Source organism: Pseudomonas sp. 39004 (genome assembly GCF_028682155.1).
In the GTDB taxonomy this organism is placed as follows: Bacteria; Pseudomonadota; Gammaproteobacteria; order Pseudomonadales; family Pseudomonadaceae; genus Aquipseudomonas; species Aquipseudomonas capeferrum.
On the sequence record NZ_JANIAG010000008.1, the window covers coordinates 1 to 15,008 of the forward strand.

Sequence of the window (15,008 nt, forward strand, 5' to 3'; positions counted from 1 at the left end):
ATTCGGCGCCGAGCGATTGCCCCTGGCGCGAATGCTCATCCAGCACATCAAGCACTTTGCGCCGGAAGGATTTGGCCCGATCTGTACGGGCGAACATGCCAAGCAAGTGAGCACCACGGAGACTGAATACCCGCACGTCTTGCTCGCCACCCCGGGTTTGCATCTTGATCATGCCGGTCATGGTTGGCGTAAACTCGTCAGCATGACGCCGATAGAGTGTATTGAGCTGACGAATGCCACGCTCAAAGGGTGCATCACTTTGATCACCCCCTTTCCCATAGAGCGCGGTGGCAATCTCCGCAAGCGTTAAGCAAGGCTGTCCGCCGTGATCAATTACGCTCAACTCGATGTCGCCGACAATCAATTTGTCCATGATGTATCCCCTGCAATAGCCCTGAAAATAGATCGGCCACAGCAACGCCCCAGGGAAGGCGCTTTCGGGTGCCCCCTAGCTGTAGCCTGAAAGGTGATCTGGTATTACTGGTCCGCGACACCGCGGTAGGTGAAGCTGGCCGGAACCGTGTAGGTCGCCGACTCGGTGATAGTTGGGCCCTGCTCTACCGGCTCGGTGATCAGGCCCTCGAAGCCATCGCGGCTGACTGGGGAGTCGACGCGGAACAACCCGGTGAGTTCCTCTACCAGGGACTCTGCTGTCGCCAGCGCCTGGCCCGCCGGGCAGATGATGCTCACCTGGTAGACGCCGGCGTACTCGTAGGCGTCCCCGCCCAAGTACCGGCATGTAGTAGCGCCGGGCAGCTGAAATGCCCGCAGGTATGTCTCAGCTGGCAGAGCTTCAAACTCCTGCTCGAAGTTCGCTACCCTGATTGGCCTTGCCGCTGCCCATGCCATCAGCTTGATCTCGATGGCCTGGCGTGCCTTTGCTTGGCTCATACACGGTTGTTCCTGGTGGCTTCGTCAACAATGCGCTGGAAGTTCGCGAGCGTTACCCGGACCATGCCAGCCGGGGCCTGCGATGAATGCCCGTATTCCAGCGGGATGGCATAAGGCAAGTTGTTCACGATGTAGGCCGTCTGACCGATGGTCAGGGCCTGAACCTGGCCTATGAGCTCGGCAATAGCTTGACTGCCCGACGGGTCGATGCGGTCGAGCTCTTCAGCCGCCGGAGAATCGATGGAGAACTGCCAATTGCCCCGGAATCGACCCCCCACATAACCCTTCCCGACCACCAGCCCGTTCACAGCGAAGTTCTGCTCGAGCTCGGTCTTGGTCAGCGGCTTGGCGTACTTGACGCCCCTGCGCAGCCTACCGGCCTTCGTGAAGTTGTCCTGATTCAAGTTGATCAGCGTATTGCGGACCGCCACCTTAAAGTCGTAGTCCTCTGCGGCCTTATTAGCCTTGGCACGGTGGGCCACGTTGGCTGCCCATAGCTCTGGATTACCTACCGGGGACATCAGGATGACACTGCTACCGATCTCGATCACGATCGCTCTGAAGGTAGAGTCCAACGCATGCTGGGCTTGCTCCGTAAATGCTCGAATGCTGTCGGCAAAACCACCTTCAAGCCCCCCGTACCGTTGAGCCATATGCGAGCCGCGCGCCATATCACTTCCTCAGCTGGATTGTCCAAGTAGCGCTAGCAGGGTCCTCAGATACGTTTAGCGCCCGATAACCACTGATCTGATCGCCGATCTTGGGAGCTGCCGGAGTTTTCCCAACAACGCCCGCCTGCTGCTCAAAAAGTTCGCTTTGCAGGACCAGCAGCTTCACATCCTCAGTCTGGATGCGTGACCCGTCGATCTCCTTGGCCAAGTAGGTTCCGAAAACTCCGCGACCAGAGTATTGAATGGTCGAGGCCGGGGCAGCACCACCTAAGCCTGGGTCGTATCCCCCCTTCACCGTGCGAATGCCGGCGACCAGCCGCACAGCATCAGCCAGATCATCGTCGAAGGCCTCGGCAAGGTCGGCCTGGATATCGTCGCGCAGCCCCATAGTTACCCCCGTTTCACTGCGAAGGCGAATGGATTGCTGCGCCAAGGCTTGAGCAGAGCCAGAGCCAACTGCACGGAGGCCGGTTGGGCTGCCGTGCTGGTCTTGTCGATTGAGCCAAAGCTCTTGCTGGTCGACACCGAGTCTGCCTTGACCGTCTTGGCTTCGAGCGAACCCTCAGTCTGCTGCACGTATAGCTTCCCTTGGGAGGCGCACTTGGACAGCCTAGCGCCGGCCTGCTTCACGTCGTCAGGGATATCGGCCATGTCGATGCCGACCAGGTTGAGCGACGTCAGGTAGGCATTCGCCTCGAAGACCGCTTCTTCCTTGTCGGCGTCAGGCGCCCAGCCAGCCCCGAGGATGGCATCCACGTCGGCCACGGTGGTGTAGGTAGCCATCAGGCCTCCGCTTGAATGATTGGGGCCGCAGCCCCGGTGTTACTGCTGGTTGAGCTCGGCGACCTGCTTCTGCAGCGACTCTTTCGAGGCGTTGGCGCGGTAGGTGACGCCGGCCTTGTCCAGTGCAGCCTTCAGCGACTCGACCTCAGGATCGGCAGCCGCAGCCTTCAGGGATTCGATCTGCTTAATCAGGTCGGCCTTTTCCTGCTCCAGGTCGATTACCTTCTGGACTTCGCCGTCGCGTTCGCGCTGCAGGCTGGCGATTCCGGCATTGACCGCTTCCAGAACCTGGAACAAGCGGCCTGCGGTTTCGCCAAGTTCGCCTTGCGGGCGCTCCAGGTTCTGCTCGGCGAACGAGTCGACGATCACGCCGATGGACCCAAGCTCGGCGACCAAACTATCGAACTCGACACGATCTGGACCTTCGACAAGAGCCACACGTCTCGGTACCTCAACTACTGACACATCAGCGCCAGCGGCTTCGTATGCATTGACCACCTTGGGCCAATGGCCGATCACCACAACCGATTCGACGCCATGTTCGGTCTGATCAAAATGTCGTGGGTTGCGATAGGTCCGGCCTTGCTCGAAACCGTCACGCTGGGTTGTGTAAATCAATTCCATGGATTGTCTCCAAGGCAGGCCCTCGGGCCCGCCTTTGCAGTAGCCGATTAAGGCGCGGACAGGTCGATCAGGACACCGGCAGTAGCCTTATCGCTGGTCGCATGCTTGCGCCAGTTCGCGCCCGCGCCGAGGGCTGCGAGATTGGGGTTTACTCCCGCAGTGTCCTTCCAGGAGTACCCCATGATGTCGACGTTGAAAGCGCCTTCCGCGCGATAGCCGATTGCCAAGTTTTCCTGGTTGTTCACCGGGTAAGAGCGCACGCCAGGGGCCTGGGATTCAGTTACCGAAACGGCGCCCACCTGAAGGCCGAAGATTCGCTCTTCGGTGACTTTGTCAGAGACGAGGACCGGTTTGCCCATCGTGCCAGGCGAGCCGCCGTAGATGACCACGCCCGCCTCTTCGTAGATCTTCTGATCGATGGCGTCATCAACCAAGTCGAAGTAGGTTGCGGAGTCCATGGCGAAGAGAGCGATGCGGTTGAAGCGATCGCCGAACTTGCGCATGCCCTTGGTCAGCACCTTCTTGTGGTCGACCGCGAAGGAGCCACTGGCAACCATGTTGGCGTTTGCGCCAATGGCAGCGCCCAGGGACGCGAAGGCAGTTTGGATGTAGTAGTCCAGGGCGGCGTCGGCCATGTCCTGGCCAACCAACATGGAGAACTCTTCCGGGCTTCGCGCACGACGCTTGAAGGCTTCCTCAGTGGTCTCGTATGGACCGTACTTCCAAGGGGTTTTGACGCCGACCGCTTCATCAGCACCGATCTTGATGCCGGTTACAGCGGCGTCGGAGTTCACGTTACGGTGACCCAGAGTGCCACCGATCTTGTAGAACGAACGCTTGCGTAGGTCGCCCTCGATCAGTTCGTTGCGCAGAATCAGCGCGCCACCTGACGAGGCGTTGAACACCTCCAGAACGTCTTGCAGGCGCTCCAGATAGGCAGTTTGGGCAAGATCGTTATAGATGATCATGTCCGAGTTGAGGGTGGTAGGCATCTGCTACTTCCTATTTTGGCAATTTGAGGTATGCCTCTTGTCCGTGCGCTTCGATGTACTCGCGCTTCTGGACAGAGGTCATTTCGGAGCGTTTCTGTGCGGCCCCGCCGCCTTTTCCAGCACCGCCGGCCCCGCCGCCAGATGCCTTGCTACCTGCGATAAGCGGCGCGAAGGCCGGATCGTTGGTGAATTCTGCTTTCAGCTCATCCAGCGTCGCTGCGGAGAGCTTGCCGGCGGCGTCCAGCACGACAACGGTGGGTTTACCGTCGCGCTGCTCGACGCTCAGCCGGCGTTCGATGTGGGGGAGCAATGCCTTTGCTGTGCCTGGGACAGCGAGAGTGGTAGCCAGCTCGGTAGCCGTGCGGCCCACCGTCAGGTCCCGGATCTGGCCCAGCAGGGTGCTGTTGGTACTTTCGAGCTGGCCGGTCAGCTCTGCTTCGCGGCGGGCGTACTTCTCGGACCAGGACTTCTCGAGCTCTTCCACGTTGCCCGACTTCCGGGCCGCCTCTTCGCGCTCAAGACGAGCGGCTTCCTCAGCCTCTTTGCGCGCCTTCTCGGCCGCCTTCTTCTCGCCGAGCAGCTCGTCCACCTTGGCCTTTAGGCCGGAGACGTCTTCCTGCTGCGGCAAGCCTTCGATGCCAAGGATGAACTTGCCGTCTTTCTCGACGTACAGGCTCTGGATGGATTCTTCGACGCCTTCGAGGCTGTCCAGTTGGAATTTCAAGGTCATTGCTGTCTCCCAGAGACTTGGTGCAGGCCCTGCCTGCGGGCATAAAAAAGCCCCGCACTGGGCGAGGCCTTGGAATTGCGCGCCACGTTCAACGAGGCAGCGTTTTGTGGCGCGGCAGCTCATAACGAAAAAGCCCCGGCGGATGCCAGGGCTTTCGTTGATGTCTGCAGCTCAGGGTTTGTCGAAGTCGTCTTCGAGCTTTTGCAGTACTGCATCTGCCATTTTCTTGCTGAATTCTTTCCAGGCTTTTCCGCCGTCAAAAACGCCAACGCCTTGGGCAAGATTTGCCTGATGCTCACGCCGAGCCTCTTGAATCAACTCCTTCGCGCTTTTTTCGTTGGTCGTCATGATCGCTCCCGACTGTATTTCAAACCCACCCTACCGCTCAGAATACTCCAGAACTGGTGTTCAGCTTCTGACTGAGTGTGCTCGCGTTCAAGCTCGCCTCGATTGACCAAATCATACACACGTTTGATGGCTTCTTGCTCGACCTGGTCTGACAGCTTGTCGACGACCTCGCCACTTGGCCATCCCTTTTCAGCAACCATGGTATAGCGCAGGGTTGGGCCAACAGCTCGCAGCTCATGAAGACCAATGTAGGATGCCAGCTCAACATCCTCAATCGAGAACGGGCTATTGCCCGGGTGATTGTGCGTGAATGTCGTCCCCCTCAGCTTGCCAAACTCGCTCTCTGGGAAGCCAACACGATCAGGCTGGCCCTGGCGCTGAAGCAGGATCGAGCCGTCGTCACCAATGAACGCCCCCGTTTCCAGTGCGTCCCCACGAATCCGATTTTCGATCTCGACTGCGGCACGCCGCGCAGGCGTGGAGACATCCGGTTTTCTGATGGGATAACCAATGTCATACACAGTGAACTCGCCGGTCGGTTGCCTGAAGGTAACCGCTTCGCGTTGCCGCAGCTGCTGTAGGGTGAGCGTCTTTCCGTTGTCGTCTACGAACTTGTCCAGCGTCAGCTCGCCCTTGCTAAACAACTCATAGCGGGCCGGGCCGAGCACGTCCTTTTGGAACGATGGAGGCTGCCGCGCCAGCCATTCGCCGTAGCTGGTCTTGCTGCTCACCTGCTCGACGCCATTCGGGCCAATAGCCGGCCTGGTGGAGCCGGGGATTTCGCGGGCGAACTCGTCTTTCAGCACCGGGATGAGCGTGGTCCGGCACCGCCAGTGATACGGCGGCTTAGGCCCACCCAGCGGAATGATCGTCTGGTCGATGCTCATGCAGAACAGCGTTGTGCGGCTATCCAGGGTGGCGATCCGGCGCATCCCTTTGAGGATATCGTCGTTGTCCTTGAGCACTTCCACGCGCGCCGTGGTGGCGATGTGGTTGGTCATGGTGTTGACGAGGGCCTGCGCCTGATCGCGTTGCTGGACGCCCAATGAGGTCAAGCGGCGACTGATCTGTCCGGACGTCTCGCCCAGCGCGGAACCCATGCGGATCTCGCTGATGATCTCAGCGCTCTTCTTGGTGCCGTATTGGTCGAGCGCGCCGTTGATGCTGATGCGCTGGCGGCCTTTGCCGACCTCCAGGTCGAGTGGATTAGCCAGTGCAGCCGCGGCGACCTGCTCGATGCTCGGCCTGTTCAGCTGGACGACCGCATTCACGACCTTGCCCAGCAGGGTCATGTTGAACTCGGCCTCGTAGCCGCCGAATTCGGTCAGGTCGAGCACGGCCTGCTGTTTCATATCGCCGTATACGCCCGCTAGCTCGCCCTGTAGCTCTTTGATCTGCTTCTCGTACCGCTGGGTGCCGTACCGGCTCAATCCTTCTGATACGCGCGATTTGGCGGTGCTGATGGCCTTGGTGATGAACTTGGCCAGGCGCTTGAGGCTTCCCCCGGCATAGCGCTGCACGTGCACCTGGTGGCGAGTCGCCGCGTCGGACAGGTAGCCGTCACTGCTCATCGCCGCCCTCTCCGGTGTCGTTGCCGATCACCGGCGGTTGCTGGGCCAAGTCCTCGTCGATCAGCTCGTCAGTGCGGTCTGCTTCAAGCACGCCGCCCTGGCGCAGGTTGACCCGCACATCCTTCTTGGCGATGAAGCCCTGCTGCCAAAGCTGGATCTGCGCCAAGATGTCCTGGGCAGTCATCGTCTCGTCGAAGAACGATTGGTTGAGCCAGAAGACGGTACCGGCCTCGTCCGGCTCACCCAGCATGAAGCGCTCGGCGTCGAGGATGGCCCGCTTCAGGGCCTCGGACACGTTGCCAGCAATGGTGCCCAGGACACTGTTGTCCGAGCTGTAGCGGATGCGCACGGCCTCAGCAGTCTCGGCGCCACCCGCCTTCTGGACGATGCGCGCGCCGATCATCAGCATCTGTTCTTCCTTGTCCTTCATCAGCGTGCGGGCCAGTTGGCTTTCGGTTGCCTGGACAAGCTTTGCATCACCGGACTTACCCAGGTTGTAACCCCGCGTCGAGCCGATGTGCATGCCGTTCGGGTTCACCTTGGCGAACTCGTCGGCGGTGATGTCGGTCGTGATGAACAGCGTCGGCTGGCTGCTGATGAAGCCGCTCTCCTCCACCGTGGCGCTGTTGCCGTAGTGCAGGATGTTGACGTCAGCCAGGTCTTCCAAAGGCGACTTGTCGACGCTGGCGTCGTTGTTCTGGGCGCCGTAGAAGCTGAACAGGATGTGATCGAAGGGGCGGCCATTCTTGTCGAGCGGCGCGACCTCGCTGTAGCTGTTGCCGTCTTCGGCGTAGACGCGCTGGACGTAGCGGCCATCAACCAGCAGCAGCACGCGATATTGGGTGCTCGTTGTGCGCTCCAGGCTGTCCGGGCTGAACACGGACACGCACTCCAACAGGCAGACATAGACCAGGCGTTTCACGCCATCGACCACCTGCTCGTCCCAGTCGATGATCGACTCGGCGCCGTAGTGGTGAATCAGCGCGCTGCGGCCCTGCATGTCAGCCATTGAGGACACGCCCTCAACCGCAGGGAAGTCAACGAGGAACCCGCCCCGGCCAGCGTCCAGGCATTCACCCACGGCGTCCTTGGACAGCTGCTCCAGGCTGGTGCCGTCACCGCTGGCGTTCTCCTTGAGGTACTCGACCCCGGCGGGCAACTCCAGCTCTGCAGTCTTGCGAAACACCGCACCCAGCAGGCCGGTGCGCGTGCGCCCGGTGATGTTCAGGAACATCGCCCGCTTCTTGTACTGTTTGTACCGCGCCAGGTTCTCGGGAGATTTGTTCTCCGGGTCCGGCATCGGCAGGTAGATATCGTGCTTGCGCACCTCGCGGGCGCCAGCCACGCAGCGCTTGACCAGCTGCCAGCCGGGCAAGGCCTCCGAGTACTCTGCCCGGGGGTGGAAATTAGGCATGGATGGCCTCAGAAAGTGAACGAGATTGGAACGTGAGTGACCGGCCTGCTGATCGGGTAGTCGTGGTGGATGAAGTAGCCCCCCGCGTCGTTCGCGTGGTCCACGCCGGATTTCTTGTCAGGCTCGCCATTGGGCGCCCACACCTGCTGCTCCAGGCCGTCTGCATAGGTCGGGCATCGCAGCGGGTTGATCAGGTAGCGGCGTTCGCCATTCGCATTGCAGAACATCGCGTTCATGGCGTTGATACGGTCTTTCACTGGCGGGTTGGCGTCTGGCGCGATCACGGAAAAGCCTGCCTGGCGCAGGATAGCGATGTCCGTCTCGCTGGCATTAACCGACTTGCGCGACCCGCCAGAGGCGTCGGGATAGATCCTGATCTCGCAGGTCTTCTCGTAATCTCTGCCGTTGTGCCGCCAGTAGCGCTCCTTGATGCGCCGGATCATGTCCGGGGTATCGAAGCCATCGATCAGCTCATCCACCGCCCTCGGCTTGCCGTCTGGCCGCTTTACGTGCGTGATAGCCGCCATCTTGCCGACGTTGAAGTCCATGCCGATGAAAAGCGGCTCGCCCGCCTCGACCGTGTCGAAGCAGGAGTTCAGCTTGCGGTCGTAGGCGTGGTAGATCGAGCCGGCGTTCAGGTTGACGAACTGGCCATTCAGGTACGCCAGGATCAACTGGGCCGGGTACGATTCCATCAGCGACGGGATGTAGTCCGGGGGCAGGTTCAGCTCGTTGTCGAACGTACTGGCCTGCACCAGGCCATACATGCCCTGCAGCGCTGGCTTCTCGCGCAGTTGCTTCACGAACTGCTGATAGACGAACTTGAACCCCTCAGGGGTCGTGGTCACGTCCACGCCGTTCTTCAACCCGGGCACGTTGTAGCGCATCCGGGCAATGATCTTGCGCCAGGCGTGCTCAGCCTTCAGCGCGGGCAGAACATCGAGCTCATCGACCAGGGCGTGCCCGATCTTGAAGCCGACGATGGTCTGCGGCTTCTCCATCGATCGGCAGATGGTCGTGCTGCGGTACTGGCCGCCGCTGTAGAATTCGACCTCCTTGTCGCTCTCCTTCGTCTTGACCTTCAGGCCCCAATCGAAGGCCACTTCCTCGATCGTCGGGAAGAAGATGTCGCGGATCTGCGGGTACGTCGGGGCGAAGTAGCCGGAGTCGATCCGGGGCCATTCCCACACGTGCTTGCACAGTGCCGCGCAACCTACCCAGGTCTTGCCTGAGCCGAACCCGGCCACGAAGCCACGGAACTTGTTCTCCATCCGCAGGAAGTTAGCCTGTGGAACGTTCAACGACGGCATCAGGCTTCCTCGCGTCCACCACGTCGACCTGCACACGGGTTGGCGGCACGTTGTCGTGGGGATTTTCGTTCTTGGTCTGGCGATTCACGTACACGTCGCCGACTTCCTTGGCGGCCTGCTCAAGGATTTGGAGGGTCAGCCCGTAGTTGCGCATCCCTTCGACCTTTTCGGCCAGCCTGCCCAGCGTACGGAGCCGATAGGCCCGGTTCGCTATGGGTATCTCGGCTGTCTCTTCGCGGAATCGCGCTCGAGTGTCTTCGAAGAGGGTCACCCAGCGCTTTGCCAGGTTGCGCCCCTGCCGCTTGGTTGGGTCATGGCTTTCCGCCGTCTGGCGACTGATCTCAATGCCGAATTCTTTGTTGACGGCCTCGGCCACCTGAGACGGTGTATCGAAGCAGGCCAACGCCTGAACGATGAAGGCCTTCACCTCGTTGCTCAGGGCTGCCATAAATTGGATTCCGTCAATTGCCTGTCAAACATCAAGCCGACTTAAGCAGGCAGGTTCCACAGGCCCTCGCAATGTTGATCTTGGCCACCTCAGGCGGCCGGCTTGCAGCGTCGATCAGCTGCTGTACGTCGTGGCTCGGACCATACCGGCGGACCACTCCGACGAACTCCTCGACGTCATGTCCACGCATCTCAAGCTTGGGCATGCCGTCATCGCCGAATGCCGGGGCACCGTACTTATCGAGCTTGTGGCCGATGTGATAGAGCTCGTGCTCGACCAGGGCGCAGAACTCGGCCTCGGTGCACTGGGCGCAGTAGTCACCCGCCAGGGTGATGAGGAACTGGGGCTCTTCGCCGAACCAGTCACGCATTTGCTGCTCTTGGCGAGCCTTCTGCCATCCGCCAGCTCGGAACATCAACTGCTCGGCCTGGCCAAGCACCACCCGCCCCTGCTTACCGAATCCGCTCGACGCCCACAGGACGCCGATGTTGGCGTCTATCAGGTGGGCGTGATCTGGGTTGTGGATGCTGCCGATGTCGGCGAGGATCTCGCTCTGTATCCAATCCCAAACACCGGTAGCCGGGCGTAGGGTTAGCCACAGTGATTCGAGCAGGTCAGCCGGCGGCATTGGTCTGCTCATAGATCACCTGCACCTTGAAATGGTGGCGCGTTGAAGGTATTGGTTGAGATCAGCTCACCCGAAAGGCCAATCATGCAGCTTCATTTCAGGCATCTCAGCGACGTTTCCACCGAGGACATCATCGCGCTCAACAATAACCCAGATGTCTTACGCCAAATGCCCTTGGGGCGTCCCGACTTTGACGAAAGCAAGTGCAAGGCATGGGTCGCTCAAAAAGAGGCCCAATGGGCTCTTAATGGATACGGTCCCTGGGCTTTTTTCGTGGAAGATGAATTCGCCGGCTGGGGTGGCCTGCAGCATGAAGACGGTGACGCTGATCTTGCTTTAGTGCTTCACCCGGATTACTGGGGGCTGGGTAGAGTAATTTTCGATGAAATAGTGCGGCGCGCTTTCCAAGAGTTGGGCCTGGACTCGATTACCATACTGCTCCCACCAACCAGAACTCGTATCAAAGGTGTACTTCGCCTAGGTTTTGTTCACGACGGAGACGTTGATATCGACGGTACGCCCTTCGCACGCTATCGACTCCTGGCAAGCACTAGCGCAATAATCTCGTAACCTTTTTTACCTGGCGACCATCCTGTGCGTCTCGGCATGTGCATGCCCGTGCAGGATGGCGACGAGCAGCCCCTGAGGCAGGCCGGCGGCCTTGGCCTCATCCACTGCCTTTGCCACCGCTGTGTCAAGCGCATTGGTGGCGGCAGCCACATCTGCCGAGAGCGGCAAGGCATGATGCAAGCGTGTAACGTTGCTCATACCTGCTCCTACTAGAAACGGACCACTATCGGCTGACGATTGAAGGATAGAAGCCCAGGCATCAGTACCACTTATCCAGAGCTCTCAAGCGCTGCAGCGCGTGACTGTACTCGCATAGAAGAGCAACCGTGCCACGGGCGGTCCCGTCTGCACTCTCTGCGCCTATGCCGTCGCAATCAGTTTTAACGTATTTCTTCCATTGTGCCTGAGACTCCTCAAGGAGTCCCGGAACCGTCTCGAACGTTGCAATGCCATTGGGATGCTCAGCCATATCTCGAGCTTTTACCAGTTTAGCCTGATACTTTTTTTCCACTGCGTCGTTACTGGCGCTCACCATCGTAAACAGGCACATGTCGCTTTCGTTCGTAGTATGCACGTCTGGTCTGCGCAAGCATTCCTGCCATACGGCCTCCACCTTTGCTGCGAACTGACGGACCGCATCATCCAGTTTTTCCTCACGGCCAACATCAGCACGGGCAGCCCCCATCACGAGCAACGATCCCATGCAGATCGCATTAAACATACCTTTCACGTTCCTCACTCCTTGAGATGGCTATTCAGGAGCTGCATGGTGCCGCAAAAAGTAAATACGCGCCACGAAACCGCGCACTTCTGTTTTGTGGCGCGGATCAGCTGAAGACGTGCCCGCGCCTTGCCCAGGCATAGGCCACCACCCCAGCGTGAAGCATCACGCCGAACGGGTTAACCCAGTGACCCTGCAGAGCGGTGACGAATGCACCGAACCCGCCAATGGCCACCAGGTAGAAGGCGACACTCAGCAGTGGCTGATCCACCGGGCGGACCTTGCGTAGGTAGTCGCATGCAGCGAGCACGACCATGACGCACAGGAACACGTCCAGGGCCGTCATCGCTGAAACCAGGATGTTGTCCATATCAGGCACCTCGCGCCGTGACGAACGACCCCATGGCAGCTTTGAGCGCGGGGATGATGTTCATTGCGGTGAGGCCAAGCACGAACGCTACTCCACACAGCAGATCATCGGTGACCGCTAGATCAAGCTTCGGGGCGAGCCAGGCGGTAACGGGCTGGGTCAGATAGACCGAGAATCCGAATCCAGTGGCAACGGCAGTCGCGGCCTGGAATCGGGTCAGATCCTTCAGGAAACCCAGGGAGAGGATCGAGCCGATGAATGCAGCCATCACCACCCCGTACTTGCCGAGCACTACGCTCGCGGCGGCGCTTGTTGGTTCGGCCATGTTGGTTTCCTATAAATCCCAAATAACTCATAAATGAGTTGCGTAATATCATTTATGGTGTATACTGAACTCATCAACCACACAACGGAGGGCAGATGAAATGTAACGAGTTCAAGCGGTGGCTGTTGGCAAGAGGGGTAGAGATTTCGAATACGGCAAAGGGAAGCCACTTCAAACTCTACTTCAACGGCAAACAGACAACCCTTCCAGACCACGGGGCCAAGGAGATGGCCGAAGGGACTAGAAGAGCAATCATCAAACAACTGGGCCTCAAGGATTGAGGCTCTACCCTTTGAGCTCGAAAAACATCTGCCCTGAGGTAATGCCATGTACGACTATGCAATCAACGTAACCCAGGAGGCCGGGTCTTTCTGGTCATCGTGTGACGACATCCCAGAAGCGCACAGCGCGGGCGATACGCTCGAAGAGCTGTTGCGCTTGGCTGCTGAAGGTCTTGAGGTGGCGCTGTCGATCTATGTCGATCAGCTGCGCCCTATTCCGCCTGCTTCTCCAGCCAAGGAGGGTCAGCACGTTATCCGGCTTTCCGCTCTCGTGAACGCGAAGATCGCGCTGTGGAACGCAATGCGGGAAAAGGGTATGCGCAAGGCCGATCTGTGCAGGACGCTGGGCGCCGTACAGAGCAAGGTGGATCGCCTTCTCGACTTCGAACACAGCTCGAAGATCGAGCAAGTCGAGATCGCCCTGGCCGCGCTCGGCAAACGCCTGGTGGTGTCTGTCGAGCCGGCCTGAATATGCGTGGGTCTTTCCCCACCTGTCCGCCGAAGACCATTCCAGCGCTGGCACCCTGATGCACCGGTCTCGCCGGTCCAGGCTCGCGCCACCCACCAGCGCGGAACATCAGCTGCTCGGCCTGGCCGAGAACAACGCGCCCCTACCTGGCTAATCCGCTCGACGCCCGCAGCACGCTGATGTTGGCGTCGATCAGATGGGCATGCTCAGGTTAAATGCTACCGGTGTCAGCGAGGATCTCGCTTTGGACCCAATCCATACACCGGTAGCCGGACGCAGTTACTGCTCTAGCCGCATATCAATCACTGTCTGCTCCACCAGGCGGATGATGGCGAGTAGCTGCAGGTCGACGGTCACCGGCCCGAAGACAAACAGCCCAAGTTGATCAGCCAGATCATGCACAGACTCACGCCGATGCAGCACAACGAACGCTTGTTGCTTTCCAGCGGATCTTATAGTGCTCACAGGCACAGATCTCATCACCACTCGTCAAGGGCATGTAGGCGCTGAATCTGATGTTTGTACTCGCACACAAGCTGGTAGGTCGTGCTCGCAGTCCCCGTTACCAGAGCACCTACGGCAGCGCAATCCGTCTTTACATACTGCTCCCAAGCTTCCTGCGCCTTCGTCAAAATGGCCGGGACATCTTTCGGAAGCAATTTCTGTTCGGCATCCTGCTGAGTGCGAGCGAGCTTCTCTTGATACTTATGTTTCACGGCATCATTAGCAGCTTGCAGCATCGCTAGTGCACAATGCTCGCTATCGTTTGTTGTCCGCGTTGTTGGATTTTTCAAGCACTGCTGCCATTCCCCCTCTAGCTGCACCGCGAACTGGCGCACTGCCTCAGCAAGCTTTTCCTCCCGACCTACATCGGCACCGGCCACTCCCGTCACCAATAACGCCGCTACGCAGACTGCCTTGAACGCACCTTTCATGCATCTCATTCCTTGAGCTGGTTAGTAGCCGACGGTATGGTGCCGCAAATGCCAGCCGCGCACAACCTCCGCTTCGAACCGTCCTTATATTAGTACGCAGCACATAACAACTCAGAAACCTTTTCGCTCACCAGAAGCGCTTCAAAAAAACAAGTTACGACTCGTTTGATAGCTTCATCTGCGCTGCCGCCTACTTGAGGAGGGTGATCGCTGGCCTACCCCGCTTTAGTCGCGGCGCTCTCCACCCTCCAGTTCAGCACTCTAGGCGCTTATCCCGCACGGCCATCGCGGCGCCTCAGGCATACCGAATCTGCTTCACCTGATTAGTTTGGGCCTTGATTATGGTCCAATAGCCAGATTGCCCACAGCTACTGTACCGCCGGCGATCAACACCAGAGAGATGACCCAGAGTTCAGCCCATCGTCACCTTTGGCTGGCGATGAACTACAACTACGGATTCGTCTATCAGGAAGTACCCCCAGCTTTCCGTGCAGGCGGGCGGGATCTCCTCGCTCTGAGCGGTCACTTGCCTGGATAGCTGGTCAAGCTGCCCGCTCAGGGCTCCGAGCTTACTCTCTAGACGCCCTACGGTTGCTGCAGCTCGTTCCGCTCTTTGGCGAACTGATCGGCACTCCGATCACCTAAGTTGCGCGCATACTGTTCTTAGTCGAGAAGTTCGTTCAAGCGGCGGACCGTACCAATATCGACGATGTCCAAGGCGCGGTCCGCTGTATCCTTCAAAAAGAACCTGAGCAGCCAAAGAAAACTACCTAGCCATACAGTACCCGTGCCGCCCAGCCGGGGGCCGCCAAGCGGTAGGCCTTGAGTATAAATCGCTTTTTAGTTACTGCTTAGGAATCCTGATCAGCACCAATTTTTCACTTACCCCAGAGACTTTCGAGCACTCGACAGTCAGTCACCTATTAA

Annotated in this window: 22 protein-coding genes and 2 pseudogenes; 3 read left to right on the forward strand and 21 right to left on the reverse strand. The window is 59.1% G+C overall.

Features of this window, described 5'->3' with window-relative positions:
• The 14 genes and pseudogenes from NP534_RS02440 to NP534_RS02505 all read right to left on the reverse strand — a co-directional run.
• Positions 1 to 373, reverse strand: a 373-nt coding sequence (locus tag NP534_RS02440) for a BRO-N domain-containing protein (RefSeq protein WP_274097645.1), incomplete at its 3' end; no start/stop codon positions are given.
• Positions 374 to 477: 104 nt separating this feature from the next.
• Positions 478 to 891: a phage tail terminator-like protein gene (locus tag NP534_RS02445; protein WP_186663758.1), complete on the reverse strand. Its 414-nt coding sequence runs from the start codon at positions 889 to 891 to the stop codon at positions 478 to 480.
• On the reverse strand, positions 888 to 1,562 hold the full coding sequence (locus NP534_RS02450) for a hypothetical protein (RefSeq protein WP_274097646.1): 675 nt from the start codon (positions 1,560 to 1,562) through the stop codon (positions 888 to 890). Before NP534_RS02450 ends, NP534_RS02445 begins: the two co-directional genes overlap by 4 nt.
• 1 nt (position 1,563) lies before the next feature.
• Complete coding sequence (locus NP534_RS02455) at positions 1,564 to 1,950, reverse strand: hypothetical protein (protein ID WP_186663760.1); 387 nt, start codon at positions 1,948 to 1,950, stop codon at positions 1,564 to 1,566.
• 2 nt (positions 1,951 to 1,952) lie between these two features.
• The gene (locus tag NP534_RS02460; RefSeq protein WP_186663761.1) at positions 1,953 to 2,345 is read right to left on the reverse strand and encodes a protein singed; all 393 of its coding nucleotides are present in this window, start codon (positions 2,343 to 2,345) and stop codon (positions 1,953 to 1,955) included.
• A 39-nt stretch (positions 2,346 to 2,384) separates the two neighbouring features.
• Complete coding sequence (locus tag NP534_RS02465) at positions 2,385 to 2,969, reverse strand: hypothetical protein (protein WP_186663762.1); 585 nt, start codon at positions 2,967 to 2,969, stop codon at positions 2,385 to 2,387.
• 47 nt (positions 2,970 to 3,016) lie between these two features.
• The gene (locus NP534_RS02470) at positions 3,017 to 3,961 is read right to left on the reverse strand and encodes a major capsid protein (protein WP_186663763.1); all 945 of its coding nucleotides are present in this window, start codon (positions 3,959 to 3,961) and stop codon (positions 3,017 to 3,019) included.
• Positions 3,962 to 3,971: 10 nt separating this feature from the next.
• Positions 3,972 to 4,691 (reverse strand): hypothetical protein, encoded by a 720-nt coding sequence (locus NP534_RS02475; RefSeq protein ID WP_186663764.1) that lies wholly within the window; start codon positions 4,689 to 4,691, stop codon positions 3,972 to 3,974.
• A gap of 171 nt (positions 4,692 to 4,862) precedes the next feature.
• The gene (locus tag NP534_RS02480; RefSeq protein ID WP_156056733.1) at positions 4,863 to 5,039 is read right to left on the reverse strand and encodes a hypothetical protein; all 177 of its coding nucleotides are present in this window, start codon (positions 5,037 to 5,039) and stop codon (positions 4,863 to 4,865) included.
• Positions 5,040 to 5,578: 539 nt separating this feature from the next.
• Positions 5,579 to 6,610 (reverse strand): annotated as a pseudogene (locus NP534_RS02485) (phage head morphogenesis protein); the annotation flags it as partial.
• Positions 6,600 to 8,024, reverse strand: a complete 1,425-nt coding sequence (locus NP534_RS02490; protein ID WP_186663765.1) for a DUF4055 domain-containing protein — start codon at positions 8,022 to 8,024, stop codon at positions 6,600 to 6,602. The pseudogene NP534_RS02485 and the gene NP534_RS02490, both read right to left, overlap by 11 nt.
• 8 nt (positions 8,025 to 8,032) lie before the next feature.
• Complete coding sequence (locus tag NP534_RS02495; protein ID WP_186663766.1) at positions 8,033 to 9,334, reverse strand: terminase large subunit domain-containing protein; 1,302 nt, start codon at positions 9,332 to 9,334, stop codon at positions 8,033 to 8,035.
• Positions 9,306 to 9,782 carry a DUF2280 domain-containing protein gene (locus tag NP534_RS02500; RefSeq protein WP_274097647.1) on the reverse strand — a complete coding sequence of 159 codons (477 nt, stop codon included), beginning with the start codon at positions 9,780 to 9,782 and terminating at the stop codon, positions 9,306 to 9,308. The genes NP534_RS02495 and NP534_RS02500 overlap by 29 nt, the downstream gene beginning before the upstream one ends.
• A gap of 31 nt (positions 9,783 to 9,813) precedes the next feature.
• Positions 9,814 to 10,422: a putative metallopeptidase gene (locus tag NP534_RS02505; protein ID WP_274097648.1), complete on the reverse strand. Its 609-nt coding sequence runs from the start codon at positions 10,420 to 10,422 to the stop codon at positions 9,814 to 9,816.
• 72 nt (positions 10,423 to 10,494) lie between these two features.
• Here NP534_RS02505 and NP534_RS02510 point away from each other — a divergent pair, with 72 nt between their 5' ends.
• Positions 10,495 to 10,980 (forward strand): GNAT family N-acetyltransferase, encoded by a 486-nt coding sequence (locus NP534_RS02510; protein ID WP_274097649.1) that lies wholly within the window; start codon positions 10,495 to 10,497, stop codon positions 10,978 to 10,980.
• Between the two features lie 6 nt (positions 10,981 to 10,986).
• On the opposite strand, the gene NP534_RS02515 is transcribed toward NP534_RS02510, so the two are convergent.
• From NP534_RS02515 to NP534_RS02530, 4 genes are all read right to left on the reverse strand, one after another.
• A complete protein-coding gene (locus tag NP534_RS02515) occupies positions 10,987 to 11,178 on the reverse strand; it encodes a hypothetical protein (protein ID WP_274097650.1) in 192 nt (63 codons plus the stop codon).
• 61 nt (positions 11,179 to 11,239) lie between these two features.
• Positions 11,240 to 11,701, reverse strand: coding sequence for a lysozyme inhibitor LprI family protein (locus NP534_RS02520; RefSeq protein WP_274097712.1), 462 nt, complete (start codon positions 11,699 to 11,701; stop codon positions 11,240 to 11,242).
• Between the two features lie 106 nt (positions 11,702 to 11,807).
• On the reverse strand, positions 11,808 to 12,071 hold the full coding sequence (locus NP534_RS02525) for a hypothetical protein (protein ID WP_274097651.1): 264 nt from the start codon (positions 12,069 to 12,071) through the stop codon (positions 11,808 to 11,810).
• 1 nt (position 12,072) lies between these two features.
• Entirely contained in the window at positions 12,073 to 12,396 is a 324-nt protein-coding gene (locus tag NP534_RS02530; RefSeq protein ID WP_033696995.1) for a hypothetical protein, read from the reverse strand.
• Between the two features lie 95 nt (positions 12,397 to 12,491).
• Here NP534_RS02530 and NP534_RS02535 point away from each other — a divergent pair, with 95 nt between their 5' ends.
• Together NP534_RS02535 and NP534_RS02540 are read left to right on the forward strand one after the other, a co-directional pair.
• Positions 12,492 to 12,677, forward strand: coding sequence for a type II toxin-antitoxin system HicA family toxin (locus NP534_RS02535; protein WP_033696992.1), 186 nt, complete (start codon positions 12,492 to 12,494; stop codon positions 12,675 to 12,677).
• A 46-nt stretch (positions 12,678 to 12,723) separates the two neighbouring features.
• The gene (locus NP534_RS02540; RefSeq protein WP_033696990.1) at positions 12,724 to 13,146 is read left to right on the forward strand and encodes a type II toxin-antitoxin system HicB family antitoxin; all 423 of its coding nucleotides are present in this window, start codon (positions 12,724 to 12,726) and stop codon (positions 13,144 to 13,146) included.
• Between the two features lie 279 nt (positions 13,147 to 13,425).
• Here the strand turns inward: NP534_RS02540 and NP534_RS02545 are convergent, their stop codons facing one another.
• The 3 genes and pseudogenes from NP534_RS02545 to NP534_RS02555 form a co-directional block, all read right to left on the reverse strand.
• The gene (locus NP534_RS02545) at positions 13,426 to 13,548 is read right to left on the reverse strand and encodes a hypothetical protein (protein ID WP_274097652.1); all 123 of its coding nucleotides are present in this window, start codon (positions 13,546 to 13,548) and stop codon (positions 13,426 to 13,428) included.
• Positions 13,549 to 13,625: 77 nt separating this feature from the next.
• Positions 13,626 to 14,081 carry a lysozyme inhibitor LprI family protein gene (locus tag NP534_RS02550; protein WP_274097653.1) on the reverse strand — a complete coding sequence of 152 codons (456 nt, stop codon included), beginning with the start codon at positions 14,079 to 14,081 and terminating at the stop codon, positions 13,626 to 13,628.
• A 449-nt stretch (positions 14,082 to 14,530) separates the two neighbouring features.
• Positions 14,531 to 14,915 (reverse strand): annotated as a pseudogene (locus NP534_RS02555) (chemotaxis protein); the annotation flags it as partial.
• Between the last annotated feature and the right edge of the window lie 93 nt (positions 14,916 to 15,008).